The sequence below is a fragment of the Zeaxanthinibacter sp. PT1 genome (genome assembly GCF_028464225.1).
Taxonomy (GTDB): Bacteria; Bacteroidota; Bacteroidia; order Flavobacteriales; family Flavobacteriaceae; genus Zeaxanthinibacter.
Map to the genome: position 1 here is coordinate 1,108,096 of NZ_JAQPCN010000001.1, position 14,731 is coordinate 1,122,826.

At 46.1% G+C, this 14,731-nt stretch carries 13 protein-coding genes; 5 read left to right on the forward strand and 8 right to left on the reverse strand.

The annotated features are described in order from the left end of the window. Window positions 1-3 precede the first annotated feature (3 nt). The 4 genes from PP178_RS04835 to PP178_RS04850 form a co-directional block, all read right to left on the reverse strand. Entirely contained in the window at window positions 4-1,002 is a 999-nt protein-coding gene (locus PP178_RS04835) for a vWA domain-containing protein (protein WP_272593176.1), read from the reverse strand. Beyond that, entirely contained in the window at window positions 1,002-2,666 is a 1,665-nt protein-coding gene (locus PP178_RS04840; protein ID WP_430974700.1) for a hypothetical protein, read from the reverse strand. The genes PP178_RS04835 and PP178_RS04840 overlap by 1 nt, the downstream gene beginning before the upstream one ends. Continuing rightward, window positions 2,666-3,532, reverse strand: coding sequence for a DUF58 domain-containing protein (locus PP178_RS04845; protein ID WP_272593178.1), 867 nt, complete (start codon window positions 3,530-3,532; stop codon window positions 2,666-2,668). Before PP178_RS04845 ends, PP178_RS04840 begins: the two co-directional genes overlap by 1 nt. A 71-nt stretch (window positions 3,533-3,603) precedes the next feature. Beyond that, a complete protein-coding gene (locus PP178_RS04850) occupies window positions 3,604-4,605 on the reverse strand; it encodes an AAA family ATPase (protein WP_272593179.1) in 1,002 nt (333 codons plus the stop codon). Between the two features lie 265 nt (window positions 4,606-4,870). On the opposite strand from PP178_RS04850, the gene PP178_RS04855 reads away from it, so the two are divergent. The 3 genes from PP178_RS04855 to PP178_RS04865 are packed head-to-tail and all read left to right on the forward strand — an operon-like array spanning window position 4,871 to window position 7,644. Beyond that, on the forward strand, window positions 4,871-5,749 hold the full coding sequence (locus PP178_RS04855; RefSeq protein WP_272593180.1) for an aldo/keto reductase: 879 nt from the start codon (window positions 4,871-4,873) through the stop codon (window positions 5,747-5,749). A 6-nt stretch (window positions 5,750-5,755) separates the two neighbouring features. Then, window positions 5,756-6,511, forward strand: coding sequence for an SDR family NAD(P)-dependent oxidoreductase (locus PP178_RS04860; protein WP_272593181.1), 756 nt, complete (start codon window positions 5,756-5,758; stop codon window positions 6,509-6,511). Then, window positions 6,508-7,644, forward strand: a complete 1,137-nt coding sequence (locus tag PP178_RS04865; RefSeq protein ID WP_272593182.1) for an ATP-binding protein — start codon at window positions 6,508-6,510, stop codon at window positions 7,642-7,644. Before PP178_RS04860 ends, PP178_RS04865 begins: the two co-directional genes overlap by 4 nt. Here the strand turns inward: PP178_RS04865 and PP178_RS04870 are convergent. Continuing rightward, window positions 7,641-9,587 (reverse strand): alpha-amylase family glycosyl hydrolase, encoded by a 1,947-nt coding sequence (locus PP178_RS04870; RefSeq protein ID WP_272593183.1) that lies wholly within the window; start codon window positions 9,585-9,587, stop codon window positions 7,641-7,643. The genes PP178_RS04865 and PP178_RS04870 overlap by 4 nt on opposite strands. A gap of 1 nt (window position 9,588) precedes the next feature. Continuing rightward, window positions 9,589-10,533: a carbohydrate kinase family protein gene (locus PP178_RS04875; protein ID WP_272593184.1), complete on the reverse strand. Its 945-nt coding sequence runs from the start codon at window positions 10,531-10,533 to the stop codon at window positions 9,589-9,591. 188 nt (window positions 10,534-10,721) lie between these two features. On the opposite strand from PP178_RS04875, the gene PP178_RS04880 reads away from it, so the two are divergent. Together PP178_RS04880 and PP178_RS04885 are read left to right on the forward strand one after the other, a co-directional pair. Continuing rightward, on the forward strand, window positions 10,722-11,447 hold the full coding sequence (locus PP178_RS04880; RefSeq protein WP_272593185.1) for a metallophosphoesterase family protein: 726 nt from the start codon (window positions 10,722-10,724) through the stop codon (window positions 11,445-11,447). A 69-nt stretch (window positions 11,448-11,516) separates the two neighbouring features. Next, window positions 11,517-12,512 (forward strand): acyl-ACP desaturase, encoded by a 996-nt coding sequence (locus PP178_RS04885; RefSeq protein ID WP_272593186.1) that lies wholly within the window; start codon window positions 11,517-11,519, stop codon window positions 12,510-12,512. Here PP178_RS04885 and PP178_RS04890 read toward each other — a convergent pair. Together PP178_RS04890 and amaB are read right to left on the reverse strand one after the other, a co-directional pair. Then, a complete protein-coding gene (locus PP178_RS04890; protein ID WP_272593187.1) occupies window positions 12,507-13,031 on the reverse strand; it encodes a hypothetical protein in 525 nt (174 codons plus the stop codon). The genes PP178_RS04885 and PP178_RS04890 overlap by 6 nt on opposite strands. Window positions 13,032-13,175: 144 nt before the next feature. Then, window positions 13,176-14,729 carry an L-piperidine-6-carboxylate dehydrogenase gene (gene amaB / locus PP178_RS04895; protein WP_272593188.1) on the reverse strand — a complete coding sequence of 518 codons (1,554 nt, stop codon included), beginning with the start codon at window positions 14,727-14,729 and terminating at the stop codon, window positions 13,176-13,178. Between the last annotated feature and the right edge of the window lie 2 nt (window positions 14,730-14,731).

Here is a 14,731-nt window from a genome sequence, read left to right on the forward strand (position 1 = left end):
GTACTAGAGAAAACTCCTGAAAACAGTATGCCGGAGCAGCCACTCCAATAAAAGCAAAATTCCTGCCAACAGCACCAGGGAACGGAATTTTTCCTCGTATTGGTAATACTTGAATTCTTCTATTTCGGTACGCTCTAATTTGTTTATCTCGTCGTAAATAGCTTCGAGTTTTTTATTGTCTGTCGCCCTGAAATATTGCCCTCCTGTCAGGGTGGCAATGCTTTTAAGTAAGGACTCGTCTATCTCTACCTGCCGCATACCATAGCGGAAAGACCCATCAGGGTTATAGGCTATTGGGGATAAGGCATTTCCATTAGTTCCCAACCCTATGGTATAGGTCTTAATACCGAACTCGACTGCCAGGTCTGCGGCGGTCTGGGGTTCGATGAAACCGGAATTATTCACTCCATCGGTCAGGAGGATGATCACCTTGCTTTTCGCCTGGCTATCCTTCAGGCGGTTTACACTCGTTGCCAGGCCCATCCCTATAGCGGTACCGTCATTAAGTTGCCCATAAGTGATCTCCCTTAGGGCGTTAAGTACGATAGATTTATCCGTGGTAATGGGCGTTTTAGTATAACTTTCACCGGCATAGGCTACCAGGCCTATCCTGTCATTCGGTCTTTCCTTTATGAACTCTGCTGCTACTTCCTTCAAGGCGGCAAGTCGATTTGGCTTAAGATCCCTTGCCAGCATACTGGAGGAGACATCTATAGCCATAACAATATCGATCCCGCTGGTGGTTTTTGTCCTGGATGATATATCCTGTGTCTGTGGCCTAGCCAGGGCAGTGATTATAGCAGCTAGTGCCAGGAGCCGCATAGCAAAAAGCACTGGTTTAAGACGGGGAAGTACACCTTGTGTGCCAAAAGCCGCAGTACTTGGCATCCGTAAAGTAGCACGGTCTTTCCGGTATTTTAAATAATACCATAGCCCGGCTACCGGCAGTAAGAGTAACAGCCAGAAGAAATTGGGATTTGCAAATTCTACCGCTTCAAACATCAGCTTTGTGTTTTAACTTCAATGGAGTTGATCACCCGCTCAACAATATCTTTTGCATAAGGATCATCCTCCAGCCAGGATACGTAAACCTGTTGCTGAAATCCTTCCCCTCCAAAAATATAGATGGCGTATTGCCCTCTCTGGCTGTCATCTCCACCCGGTTCAGGGAAAGAGCCACTCCCGTATATCTTTACACCTTTAACTCCATTCGCCGTAGTGAATTCTTCTTGTTTGGTGATCAGGTTCCTTGCGCCTTTGGCGGTCCATTTTTTCAACAGGGCATCGATATCTTTCTGGACTTCAGGAGGTTTTTGTTCATTCAGGGTCTGGGAGATGGTTCCCATGACCAGCCAATGGTCAGGCAGGCTGAATTCAAAATTCTGCTGCTGCTGGATCAGGGCCTTTTGCTCGGGATCAGGTTTCTGCTGCTGCCGTAAAAGCACCTCGGGGCTCTGTAGTTGTACAGGTGGAAAGCCATAGGAGCTGCTTACCCATTCTCCTTCTAGGAGGGTTTTGGAGGGATGACCGAAAACCGAATCCTTAACATATCCAAATCCGTAATACGAGACAGCAAAGACGATACCCAGTACCATAAAGAGGACCAGGGAAGCCGCGGCGATATACCACTTTCGCTGTTCTTTTTTCCTAGTTTGCTGTTCCCGGTATTCCTCCTGCTGTTGTAATTCCTCTTCTGTGGGTTCCGGGATGCCTTCGTGAGTTTTTACTACGATCTCTTCTACGATATCCCGATCTTTCTGTGCTATGGACGGATCGGGTTTGGATTTTGCAAATTTGACAAGGTCCGCGGTTTCCAGGATGCGGCGAAACTGTTCAAGGGTCTGGTCGTCCAATTTGAGTTCCCCTGCATCTCTCAGCAATTCTATTTTAAGGAGCAATTGGCCCGTAGTACTTTCCAATGCCGTTATATGCACATCTTCTTCCAGATAAGACCTTAGGATATCTGTAAGTTCAGAATAGTATTTTTTGTAATCGTCCTGGATAAGGTAACGTGAATTCTCAAGTCTTTTGAGCTCTATCAATGCGCGATCATACGGGGGCAGCAGGGCGACCTTTTCTTCTTCTGACAGTGGTTTTTTCCGAAAGACAAACCAATAAAGCACAGCAGCAAGCAGGAGTAGAACAATGAACACCCAGGCAATGAACTTCCACAGATCCCAATAGCTTTTTTCTACCTCCATTATAGGTTTGATATCATACATCGCCTGGTTAACCGTGTCCACGGGGACGGTATTTACGGAGATTGACAGGGAATCTGTAAAATACCCCTTGCCGTTAATGTCTATCCGTTGTATGGGCAATTTGTAGTAGCCGGAATCAAACTGCGTCAGGGCATACATTTTCTGCAGCATCATACGGTTACCGGAACGGGTGGTATCCGTTTTAAAAGACTCTACGGTTTCCAGGGGGGAGAAGGTTTGACCTTCGGGGAAGATTACCTGGTCCGTGGTATCTGCTTCAACGAAAATGGAATATTTGATCTGCTCGCCAATCCGGATCACCGTAGTATCCGCTTCACCGTAAACTTTTGGTGACTCCTGCGCCTTTGCTATGGTAAAGCAAAGGAATAGCAGGCAGCTGATGACCCATTTTTGACGGAACAGGACATTTGGGGTAATTGTTTCTATGTTTCTACTGAAAGCCATCATGATCGTTGTTTAAAATAGCCCAGTAATTTTTTTACATAACTTTCATCGACCCGGCAGCTGAGAACACCGCAGCCCGACTTGGCAAATACCTCCCTGAAATATTCCACATGGTCCTTATAGTATTGCCCGTAAGACATGCGAACACTGTTAGATGCCGTGTTCACCAATTTCACTTCCCCGGTTTCCGCATCCTGCACCGGGACCATGCCCAGGTTCGGGATTTCGGTTTCCCGTTCATCATAGACCCTGATGCCGGTAACATCGTGTTTCTTTCCGGCGATCTTCAGGTTCTGTTCGTAGCCAGAGGCAAGAAAGTCGGACAATACAAATACGATAGCTTTTTTCTTGAGAATACTGCTTAAGAATTTAAGGGCACCGGTGATATCGGTCTTTTTGCTTTTCGGCTGGAATTCCAGGAGTTCCCTGATGATCCGGAGCACGTGGCTTTTACCTTTCTTGGGGGGAATAAATAATTCTATCTCGTCCGAAAATAAGATCAGGCCAACCTTATCATTATTCTGTAATGCGGAAAATGCCAATGTAGCTGAGATCTCCGTGATAATTTCTTTCTTGAACTGGGAATTGGTCCCAAAAAGTTCTGAACCACTGATGTCTGCCATAAGGATCATGGTCAGCTCCCGTTCTTCCTCAAATACTTTTACAAAGGGTTCGTTATAGCGTGCGGTGACATTCCAGTCTATAGATCGCACATCGTCCCCAAACTGGTATTGTCTTACTTCACTGAAGGTCATCCCCCTACCTTTAAACGTAGAATGGTATTCCCCACCAAAAATATGGTCGGACAGCCTTCGTGTCTTTATTTCAATTTTACGTACTTTCTTGAGTAACTCCTTGGTGTCCATAAGTGGTCAAGGTTTAAGGTATGGTTCAGAAGAACAGTTGCGATACCTGGGCCAAAAATCAGCCGAACCCACTAAGGAACTTCGATCTCGTTAACGATGCGATTAATAATTTCTTCCGAGGTAATATTTTCTGCTTCTGCTTCGTAAGTGATCCCGATCCTGTGTCTCAGTATATCGTGTACTACAGCGCGAACATCCTCTGGGATAACGTAACCGCGACGTTTAATAAAAGCATGGCACTTAGCTGCATTGGCCATGTTGATGCTTCCTCGCGGGGAAGCCCCAAAACTTATCAATGGCTTTAATTCGGCAAGATCATACTTTTCCGGGTAACGAGTTGCAAAGACCAGGTCCAGGATATACTGTTCAATCTTTTCATCCATATACACTTCCCTCACGGCTTTCTGAGCGCTCCTGATCTGCTCCAGGGTGATCACCGGCTTAATATCGGCAGGGGTCCCCTTGAGGTTCTGGCGGATAATAAGTTGCTCCTCATTGAGTTTCGGGTAATCTATGACGGTTTTAAGCATAAATCGGTCTACCTGGGCCTCCGGTAAAGGATAAGTCCCTTCCTGTTCTACGGGGTTCTGCGTTGCCATAACGAGAAAAGGCTGGTCCAGGGGAAAAGTTTCATCCCCTATGGTCACCTGGCGTTCCTGCATGGCTTCCAGCAGGGCCGATTGCACTTTGGCAGGCGCCCTGTTGATTTCATCAGCCAAAACAAAATTGGCAAAGATGGGTCCCTTTTTTATTGAGAAATCATTTTCCTTGATATTGTAGATCATGGTTCCAACCACGTCTGCAGGAAGTAAGTCCGGTGTAAACTGTATTCTGCTAAAGCTTCCCTTTACTGCCTTAGACAGTGTTGTGATGGCAAGTGTTTTGGCAAGCCCGGGCACACCTTCCAGTAAAATATGCCCTTGTCCCAAAAGACCGATGAGCAGTCGTTCTACCATGTGCTTTTGCCCGACTATGGCTTTATTCATTTCCAACCTGAGCAGGTCTATAAAGGCGCTTTCCTGGGCTATCTTTTCATTCACCGCGCTTATATCCACAGCTGTATTGTCTTCCATATGCAAGTATTATAATATCCGTTGGTTGTAGTTGGTAGATACAAAGGCGAAATTCAAAATTAATTTATATAATGCCTGTTAACGATTGGTTAAAAATAGCCGAAACCCCTGAGTTTTATGAAGGATTTAAGGGATTTATTTTATAAATTCATCCCATTGGCAGACCAACCGGTTATTGAGATGCTTCGCTCTTTGCCCTGAATTTTTTTAAACAGGATTATCAGACAACCGCAAAGTTACCCTCAGGCCTAAATAACGAAATTTTATGAGAAATGACCAATTACTGTTTTCAAGGCTCATAGCAGGGACAATGACCTGGGGTAGCTGGGGTAAGAAATACTCTGCCAAGGAAATGGAAGCCATGATGCACCACTGCCTGGAGCTTGGGCTAACCACCTTTGACCACGCGGACATTTATGGCGCCTATACTACCGAAGCCGATTTTGGAGCTGCTTTTGCCGGGAGTAGTATTAGCAGGGAGCACATACAGCTGATCAGTAAATGCGGGATACAGTATGTCTGTGAAAACAGGGACAATACGATTAAGCACTACAATTACAGTAAGGATTACATCATTTGGTCCGCAGAACAGTCGCTTTCTAAGCTCCGTACAGATTACCTGGACCTCTTCTTACTGCATAGGCCGAGTCCGTTGATGCAGCCGCAGGAGATTGCTTCTGCCGTGGAACAGCTTAAAAAAGACGGGAAAATTCGGGCTTTTGGCGTTTCTAATTTTACTCCTTCCCAAGTGAAACTTATAGAATCTGCCATCCCGGTAGCGGCTAACCAGGTGGAGTTTTCGCTGATGGCCGATAAGGTGATGTATGATGGGACCCTGGATGACGGCTTAAGGAAAAAAAGACACAATATGGCCTGGAGTCCTTTAGGAGGATATTTTTCTGAAAAGGGCGAACAAACAGGGCGGATAAAGGAAGTGCTGGAATCCCTGACGGAAAAGTATAACGCAACAGAAACACAATTGCTACTTGCCTGGGTGCTAAAACATCCGGCGGACATTCACCCGGTGGTGGGCACAACCCGGGCCGACAGGCTGACCGAAGCGACCCATGCAGTGTCCATAGAGTTAGAGCTGGAAGATTGGTTCCGATTACTGGAGGCTTCCCAGGGACATAAAGTACCTTAGTTTGCTATGAAAAAAACAGCATTTATTACCGGGGCCAGCAGTGGAATAGGAAAAGCTACTGCCGCAAAATTTGCGGAAGAAGGACTGCGGCTCATACTCTGTGGGCGAAGACAGGACCGCCTGGATAAAATTGCCACTGAATTAGGGGAAATCACCGAAGTTCACAGCCTGAATTTTGACGTACGGGACAAAGATGCCGTATTCCATGCCATAGAAAGCCTTCCACAGGAGTTCTCAAGAATTGATATCCTTGTGAACAACGCAGGGAATGCACATGGTTTGGATCCCATCTCTGAGGGAAGCCTCGAAGATTGGGATGCCATGATAGACATTAATGTAAAAGGTCTGCTCTATGTTAGCAAAGCCATACTTCCACAGATGATAGATCGCAAATCAGGACATATTTTGCATATAGGATCTACAGCCGGGAAGGAGGTTTATCCCAATGGCAATGTGTATTGTGCCAGTAAACACGCTGTAGACGCGATTAACCAGGGGATGCGAATGGACCTGAATGCCTACGGGATTAAGGTGGGTGCCATCAACCCGGGCCTGGTTGAGACCGAGTTCAGCAAGGTGCGGTTTAAAGGGGATGAAGAAAGAGCCGGAGAGGTATACAAGGGATACCAGCCCCTGAAGCCGGAAGATATTGCAGACATACTCTATTTCGCAATCAGCCGTCCTGCTCATGTCAATATCGCAGACCTGGTCGTAATGCCCACGGCCCAGGCCAGCAGTACCCAAGTGAAGAAAGATCTATGATCAACAAACGCCTGCTAGTTAAAAATTTACTCGCCCATAATGATGAAAACAGTTTTTACGACAAGAAACGATTCATCAATATCGGGGAAAGGGAAGGAAAGGCAAAGTTCCTGAAACACGTTTGCGCATTAGCCAATTCTAACCCGAAGAACAATTCATTTATCGTCATAGGGGTAGAGGATGAAGATAATAAGATCGTAGGAGTCGATTTTTTCGACGACAGTAAAATACAGAATCTCGTCAATGCCTACCTGGATAATCCACCCAGGATCGCTTATGAGAATATTCCTTTTCCGCATCTTCCGGAAGGGAAGGTGGTGGGGCTTGTCACGATCCGCTCCAATAGCAAGGTGTGTTCACTGCGTAAGAATATCTGGAAATACTACGGGGGCGCTGTTTTTTTCAGAGAAGGGAGCATCAGCCTGCCCAAGGCTTACGGGATAGAATTGAATGACATCAATTCTGAAGCAGTGGCCACCATAGAGCTGCATGCACGGAATAATATAGAACTTACCCTGGATGGGGTGATAGACTTCCTAAATCACCGGCATAAGGACCTGCAGAGCAGTTACAAGGTTTTTAAAGAACAATTCGTTGTCTGCTGGGCCGGGCACCAGAAAAAATCCAATGGGGAAATCTATTATTCCAGGGTAGACATAGAGCTGATCAATGAACAGGTAAAATTATTCTACTCTGCCCTGGATGAGATCAGTATCAGCTACGACGAGGATTCTTTCGGGATAGTTGAGTATGTTCAGCTGGGGCTGGGAAATCAGCAAAAATACTATCCCCTGGAAAAAGTGGATATTTTATTCCAGGAAAACGGGATGTACCAGATACAAAGTGAATTGATCTTTGATCCTCCCCAATATGACCGGAAAACCCTGCACCATATTTACAACGCCAATAAAGCACTGATCCGGAAGCTAGAAAAAGGGATTAAACTTAAACCTTCTGAAAAGATAGATGTTACCCACCTTCCGGCTACATATCTTATCTGCTATCTCAATGGCTTTGAAGAAGCCCGGGAACAATTAGAATTGGCCAGGCCTGTACTGAAAAAATACGATAGTGATGTTTACCTTTCCCTTAAAGAATCCCTGCGCGTCCTCCGCAAAATGAAGTACAGTTAATTTTTAACGATCCAGTACTGGGTATAAGGCGGAATTGGGAGTAATCCGCTGTTCAGTTTAAGATGTTCGTCGCTAATCATCTCTTTGAAACCGGAGTCATGTCCGTAGCCAAGAGACTCCAGCCAGTTTGCATCTATGACCTGTTCAGACTCGTCAAAATTGCTTAAAACTAATAGCCCTTCTTCGTCTCTCCCAGTTCTTTCATAGGCAAGGATATGGGGATTACCGGTGTGGTGTAAGACAAGGTTATTGCGGTCTGAGAGTACCGGAAGGTTTTTCCGAAGCTGAATCAACTGCCTTAAGCGGTAGAAGATATCGGAAGCCTCACTCTTTTTGTCGCTTAACTGTTTGATCGTATCCCAGTCCTGGTTCGGTCGGTTCAGCCAGCGCGTGTCCTCTTTTTTATCCGGTTTCTGAAGAAAGGAATAATCGTTCAGTGTTCCTATTTCATCCCCGGCATAGATCATGGGTATCCCGCCAAAACTCAGGATTATTCCGTGAACCAGTAATATTTTGTCTATAGATTTTGAGGTCATTTCAGCATCGCCAAGATCCAGTGCTTTTTCCAAGCCCAGCAGGGAGGCGGTAGATCCCGTAATACGACCATCACCATTTTTGGGGTTGTACATGAACATCATTCCTTTGGCCGGCGACCAATGCAGTTTCTGGCAGTAATATTCCAGGAGAAAGCGCCTGTGGCTTTGGGCATTCCACCCCAGTTCTTCGATCAATTGGTCATCGTAACCAAGGCCGATATCGTCATGGCACCTGACGTAATTGATCCAGGTGGCACTCTTGGGCTTATCGGGTACTGATAACAGGCTTTTATAGAGCAGGTTGGTCTTTTTTGTCGCTATGGAGTTCCACAGTAAAGCCATGAGGCTGGCATTGTAAGCTAAGTCACATTCGTTCCCTTCAAGGATCCCGTTCCCGAAGTATTTGGTAATATCCTTGGGGGCCACAATGGCCTCCGCCAGAATAATGACACCCGGGGCGATCACTTGCATGCATAGGCGGAAGAGGGATATCAGCATATGCGCTTCGGGAAGATTCTGTGAATTGGTCCCCAGTTTTTTCCAGAGGAACGCGAGGGCATCAAAGCGAACCACATCTACCCCGTAATTGATCTTTTCCAGGAGTATGCTGATCATTTCAATGAATACTTCAGGGTTGGCATAGTTCAGGTCCCACTGGTACTTGTTAAAGACCGTCATTACCCAGCGCTGCATTTCCTGGTTGTAGGTGAAATTACCCGGGGAGGTCTCAGGGAAAACTTCGGGCATGGTTTTTTCAAACTGATCGGGAATGCTGCGGTCCGGGTAGGTGTAGTAATATTCGCGGTACTGCAGGTCGCCTTCCTTGGCTTTAAGTGCCCAGCTGAATTCGTCCGATGTATGGTTGACCACAAAATCTAACATCAGGTACATACCCCTTTTCCGCATTTCTTTGGTCAGTTGCCTCAGGTCTTCCTTACTTCCCAGCCGTTTTTCAATTTCTGTATAGCTGTTAACCGCATATCCCCCGTCATTTTCTCCGGAAGGCCTGGTGGTTAGCGGCATAAGGTGCAGGAAGTTCACCCCCAGTTCTTCAAAATACGGTAAGCGTTTGATCAATCCTTGAAGGTTATCGCTGAAATGATCTACATAGAGTTGCATCCCGACCAGTTGTTCTGACTGGTACCAGTGGTCATTTCTTCCGTAGGTTCGATCTATATCCAATGCCTTGAGTTCTGCAGGTCTTTTTGCATAGAGCATCGGCAATCGCTCTATCAGTTTATCAAACATTCCCGGGTGCTCATCTTCTGGATAAAGGGAAGAAAAAAGGTGTTTGATGATGCTGAGGTTCGCCGCCATTCGCAGCTTAAAGAGCTCTTTACTCTTGGTGGGTGAAATCTGCTTCTTGTCTTGCTCAGCCAGAAGCCGGTGTATGGCGGTCTGATTCATATCAACTTTGTAGTTGTCGTTGGGTAGGGAGAGATTCTATAGCTCCAAAATTAGTTGTGGTAATGGCGCCGGCCTTATTTGCAGTAGCGATCATATCCTGCAAAAGCTGGGCATTTTCAAACAGCGATTGATGGGAATCCATCATGGAAATCTGCCATAGCAGGCATCCGATAAATGCGTCCCCTGCACCTGTGGTATCTACCGGATTAACCGCGATACTGGGCACGGTAAAGATTCCACCCGGGCTGCTTACATAGGTGCCCTCCTTCCCCAGGGTGATGGTAATTATCCTGGTCCCCAATTTGTGCAATACTTTACAGGCATCATCCAGGTCTTCTTTTCCGGAGATCAGCCTTGCCTCTTCCAGGCTGAATTTACAGAGATGCGATTTTTCTATATAAGGCAGGCACTTCCGGATAAATTCTTTATCCCTTTTTTTCCAGAGGTCTGAGCGGTAATTAGGATCAAAACTGATAAAAGCATTCTGGGTGAGGGCATCAAAGAAATAATGTCCATAGGATTTTTCAAGGGTGCCGCCTAGTAAGGCGGTTGCGGCTCCCAAGTGTACCATATTTCCTTTAAAGAGTGATTTTACCCCGGGATTGTAAGGGAGTTCCCGGTCTGCACCCCTGCTGAAGACAAAATCCCGCTCTCCGTCTTCAGCTATAGACACAAAAGCCATAGTGGTAAAGGTTTCGCTTTTTTCAATAAAGCTGAGGTCTACCTCATGACTTTCAAGGATATCCAGTAAAAAAGTTCCGAAGGGATCATCGCCAACACTGCCTATAAAGCTGCTTCTACCTCCTAATTTTGCAATGGCACAGGCAACATTGGCCGGTGCGCCACCGGCCTTTTTAGTAAAATCACTGGCCTTGGCAAGATCACTTCCCTGGTGCTCTGCAACAAAATCGATCAGGGCTTCACCAATACAGAATACCTTTTTCATTTTTTAGAAGGCTTAAGAATATAAAGTAAGCAGAAAATAAACGGCACGCCAAATTATTAGGAGCTAAATGCCTCTCAAAAATTAGCTCAATCGATTTAGTTGCAGCGAGTCTGTGCTCTAATCTTTAATTCCCTGACTTTTTAAAACTGGATTATGGTTATCCCCTTTGGAATTGCGATTTTTGTCTTATGAGAAATTTAGTGATAGGTGATATCCATGGAGGCTTAAGAGCCCTGGAACAGGTTTTGGAACGGGCACAGCTAAGTGCGGAGGACCGCTTGATATTTCTAGGCGATTATGTAGATGGCTGGAGTGATGCTGTTGAAACCGTGAACTACCTGATGGAACTGAAAACAACCCATAATTGCGTGCTGATCCGGGGGAACCACGACGTCCTCTGTGCGGACTGGCTGAGGACAGGGAATGATAATCCCCTCTGGGAACAGCATGGGGGTAAGGCGACAATGGCCTCTTACCGGAAATGGGGAGAAGACATACAGGCCCAGCACCTTACCTTTTATGATCAATTAGATGATTATTTCCTCAAGGATGACGAATACCTTTTCCTGCATGCCGGGTTTACCAACTTGAAAGGAGTTGCCCATGAATACCAGAGTTTTAATTTTTATTGGGACAGGACCCTGTGGGAAATGGCAAGAGCCCTGGACCCCAAATTAGACAGGGAAGACCCGAGTTATCCGCCCAGGCTTAAGAACTATAAGGAGATCTATATTGGTCACACCCCGGTGACGCGGATGGGGGAGACAACTCCGCAGCAAGCCGGGAATGTTTGGAACATTGATACCGGCGCCGCTTTTAAGGGTCCACTGACTGTTTTGGATATTGAGACTAAAGAGTACTGGCAGAGTGACGCAGTACACACTTTATACCCCGAAGAGAACGGAAGGAACTAAAGATTGGTATTTTTTTATGATGGATTCAGTATATTATATACGAACTTTGTAAAACATAAGCGGATTAAAATGGCTACTAAGAATATACGACTAGAAGTAATGCAGGCAATTGAGCCTAAGGTGCAAGGATATATGGATTCTTTTCTAATTCCTATCGAAGATATCTGGCAACCTTCGGATTTTCTGCCGGATCCTCAAGGAGATAATTTCCTGGACGAGGTAGAACAGCTACGTGAAGAATCTAAGGAGCTTGGTTATGATTTCTGGGTGACTATGGTTGCCGATACCATTACGGAAGAGGCACTGCCTACTTACGAATCCTGGTTAATGGATGTAGAAGGAATTAACCAGCATACAGAAGAGGAAACAGGTTGGGCTAAATGGGTGAGAGCCTGGACAGCTGAAGAAAACCGCCATGGAGATGTACTCAACAAATATCTTTACTTGTCCGGGCGTGTAAATATGCGCGAAATGGAAGTATCTACCCAGCACTTGCTGGCAGATGGCTTTGACATCGGTACGGACAGGGATCCCTATAAAAATTTCATCTATACCAGTTTCCAGGAACTGGCAACCAATATCTCGCATAAGAGGGTAGGCCAGATGGCCAAGAAGAAGGGGAATGCCCTGCTGGGTAAGATGTGTACTATCATTGCCGGGGACGAAATGCGTCACCACCTGGCGTATCGAGAATTCGTGAAGACCATACTGGAGCAGGATCCCAACGGTATGATCCTCGCCTTTGCGCACATGATGAAAATGAAGATCGTTATGCCCGCCCACTTCCTGAGAGAATCAGGAGGGACCATTGGTACCGCCTTTGAGAATTTTTCTAATTGCGCCCAGCGTTTAGGTGTTTACACCTCGCAAGATTATATAGAAATTCTCCAGAAACTGAATGCGTACTGGGATATTGAAAATCTTCGCAGCCTCTCTGATGAAGCTGAAAAGGCACGTGATTACTTGGTAAAACTGCCTGCACGACTTGAGCGAATCTCCGAACGGATGAAGTTCCCTGAAGACCAGTACCAGTTTAAATGGGTAGAGGCCAACGGGACCCTATAGTTTACCGTGCTTATGTTCTACCTGCCACTTGTGGAGGGCTTTCCAATCTCCCTGGTGGGCCATCTTTGCCTGCATAGGCCAGGATGACGGGTCATGGATCTTATACCGGTCTCCTCCTGAGCTAAGCACTTCATAACATCGTTCTACCGTGACTTCAGACAAGTCTTTCCAGGTCTTGATGTCAAAATTATGGAATAGGCCTTCAATTTTAGGGCCTATTCCCTCAACTAGCTTCAGGTCGTTTTCCTTGATCCGTTTCCCGAAGACCGATTTAGCAGAAACGGCGTCAAAGCCTGTATCTGAAGTTTGAGCTTCACTACCGAGTTTTTCTACCTTCTTACGGCAGGCCTCAAGTTCTGATTGAAGGCTTTTGTTCTTGTTTTCAAGAACAGCTATGGATGCAGGGTCAATACTATTTTTTTTACTTCCTTTCCCAAGGTAAAAGCCCATAATGAGTCCTACAATCCCTATGAGGATCAGCAGGGCCCAGTGAAGGAGACTCAAAGATTCAATTTCCATAATCGGTTGGTTTAGTGTTTGTTCTACAATGTATTAAAAAATAATTATACATAGTATTAATAGGGAAAGCCTGTAAAATGACAGCAAGGCATAAAAAAACCCCGGAGAATACCGGGGTTTTTATCATTATTAGAGCAGTATTTCTTACAACTCGAACTTAATTCCCTGGGCAAGGGGAAGCTCAGTGGTGTAGTTGATTGTATTGGTCTGCCTTCTCATATAAATCTTCCAGGCGTCAGAACCGGACTCTCGTCCACCCCCTGTTTCTTTCTCACCGCCAAAGGCGCCACCGATCTCTGCGCCCGAAGTACCGATGTTGACGTTGGCAATTCCACAGTCACTACCCTCAACAGAAAGAAACGCCTCCGCTTCTCTCAGGTTATTGGTCATGACAGCCGAGGACAGGCCTTGTACCACACCGTTCTGTTGGGCAATGGCGTTATGAATATCACCGGAATATTTCATAAGGTAAAGGATTGGGGCAAAAGTTTCTTCCTGTACGATCTCAAAACTATTCTCTGCTTCTGCGATTGCAGGTTTTACATAACAACCACTTTCATAGCCTTCACCGGATAGCACCCCGCCTTCAACAATTATTTTCCCACCTTCTTCTTTCACTTTCTCCAGGGCTGCCTGGTATTTGGAAACGGCATCTTTATCGATCAATGGCCCCACATGGTTATTCTCATCCAGCGGATTCCCAATTCGCAATTGCTTGTAAGCATCTACCACAGCTTGTTTAACCTGGTCATAGATCGATTCGTGGATGATCAGTCTCCGGGTAGAAGTACAGCGCTGGCCTGCAGTACCTACCGCGCCGAAAACGGCCCCGATGACGGTCATTTTAATATCGGCATCCGGTGTTACTATTATGGCGTTATTTCCACCGAGTTCCAGTAGCGACTTACCAAGCCTTGAGGCTACTGCCTGTGCAACTATTTTACCCATGCGGATAGAACCTGTAGCAGAAATCAACGGGATCCTCTTATCATGGGTCATGAATTCTCCCACTTTATAATCCCCGTTGATCAGGCAGGAAATCCCTTCCGGCAGACCGTTCTCTTTAAAAACGTCAGCTACAATATTTTGGCAGGCAATCCCGGTTAACGGAGTTTTTTCTGACGGTTTCCATACACAAACATCTCCGCATACCCATGCCAGGGCTGTATTCCAGGACCAAACAGCTACAGGGAAATTAAAAGCAGAAATGATTCCTACGACCCCAAGGGGATGGTATTGCTCATACATACGGTGCCCGGGTCTTTCCGAGTGCATGGTAAGACCGTGAAGCTGGCGGGATAGGCCAACAGCAAAATCACAGATATCAATCATTTCCTGTACCTCTCCAAGCCCTTCCTGGTAGGATTTCCCCATCTCGTAAGAAACCAGCTTACCAAGGGGTTCCTTAAGCTCCCTTAGCCGGTCTGCCACCTGCCGAACTACTTCTCCGCGAAGTGGGGCAGGTTTTTTACGCCAGATTTTAAAAGCTTCGGTGGCCGTACTTAAAACCTTTTCATAATCTTCTTTGGTAGTTGCCTTTACTTTCCCGATCAGGGCGCCGTCTACAGGGGAGTAGGAAGCGATCAGTTCCCCGGATGAAAAGTTTTCCGAACCGGTAGAACTCCCGTTATTTATTTCGAGAATGCCCAGTTTATCGAGGGCAGATTGAATTCCTGTTGCTTCTGCTATTTGTGACATTT

Excerpts from the sequence above, each read along its gene's own strand:
- PP178_RS04845 (WP_272593178.1), bottom strand. The coding sequence starts at position 3,532 with ATGGACACCAAGGAGTTACTCAAGAAAGTACGTAAAATTGAAATAAAG.
- PP178_RS04870 (WP_272593183.1), bottom strand. The coding sequence starts at position 9,587 with ATGAATCAGACCGCCATACACCGGCTTCTGGCTGAGCAAGACAAGAAG.
- PP178_RS04840 (WP_430974700.1), bottom strand. The coding sequence starts at position 2,666 with ATGGCTTTCAGTAGAAACATAGAAACAATTACCCCAAATGTCCTGTTC.
- PP178_RS04835 (WP_272593176.1), bottom strand. The coding sequence starts at position 1,002 with ATGTTTGAAGCGGTAGAATTTGCAAATCCCAATTTCTTCTGGCTGTTA.
- PP178_RS04885 (WP_272593186.1), top strand. The coding sequence starts at position 11,517 with ATGGCTACTAAGAATATACGACTAGAAGTAATGCAGGCAATTGAGCCT.
- PP178_RS04860 (WP_272593181.1), top strand. The coding sequence starts at position 5,756 with ATGAAAAAAACAGCATTTATTACCGGGGCCAGCAGTGGAATAGGAAAA.
- amaB (WP_272593188.1), bottom strand. The coding sequence starts at position 14,729 with ATGTCACAAATAGCAGAAGCAACAGGAATTCAATCTGCCCTCGATAAA.
- PP178_RS04890 (WP_272593187.1), bottom strand. The coding sequence starts at position 13,031 with ATGGAAATTGAATCTTTGAGTCTCCTTCACTGGGCCCTGCTGATCCTC.
- PP178_RS04850 (WP_272593179.1), bottom strand. The coding sequence starts at position 4,605 with ATGGAAGACAATACAGCTGTGGATATAAGCGCGGTGAATGAAAAGATA.
- PP178_RS04865 (WP_272593182.1), top strand. The coding sequence starts at position 6,508 with ATGATCAACAAACGCCTGCTAGTTAAAAATTTACTCGCCCATAATGAT.
- PP178_RS04855 (WP_272593180.1), top strand. The coding sequence starts at position 4,871 with ATGAGAAATGACCAATTACTGTTTTCAAGGCTCATAGCAGGGACAATG.
- PP178_RS04880 (WP_272593185.1), top strand. The coding sequence starts at position 10,722 with ATGAGAAATTTAGTGATAGGTGATATCCATGGAGGCTTAAGAGCCCTG.
- PP178_RS04875 (WP_272593184.1), bottom strand. The coding sequence starts at position 10,533 with ATGAAAAAGGTATTCTGTATTGGTGAAGCCCTGATCGATTTTGTTGCA.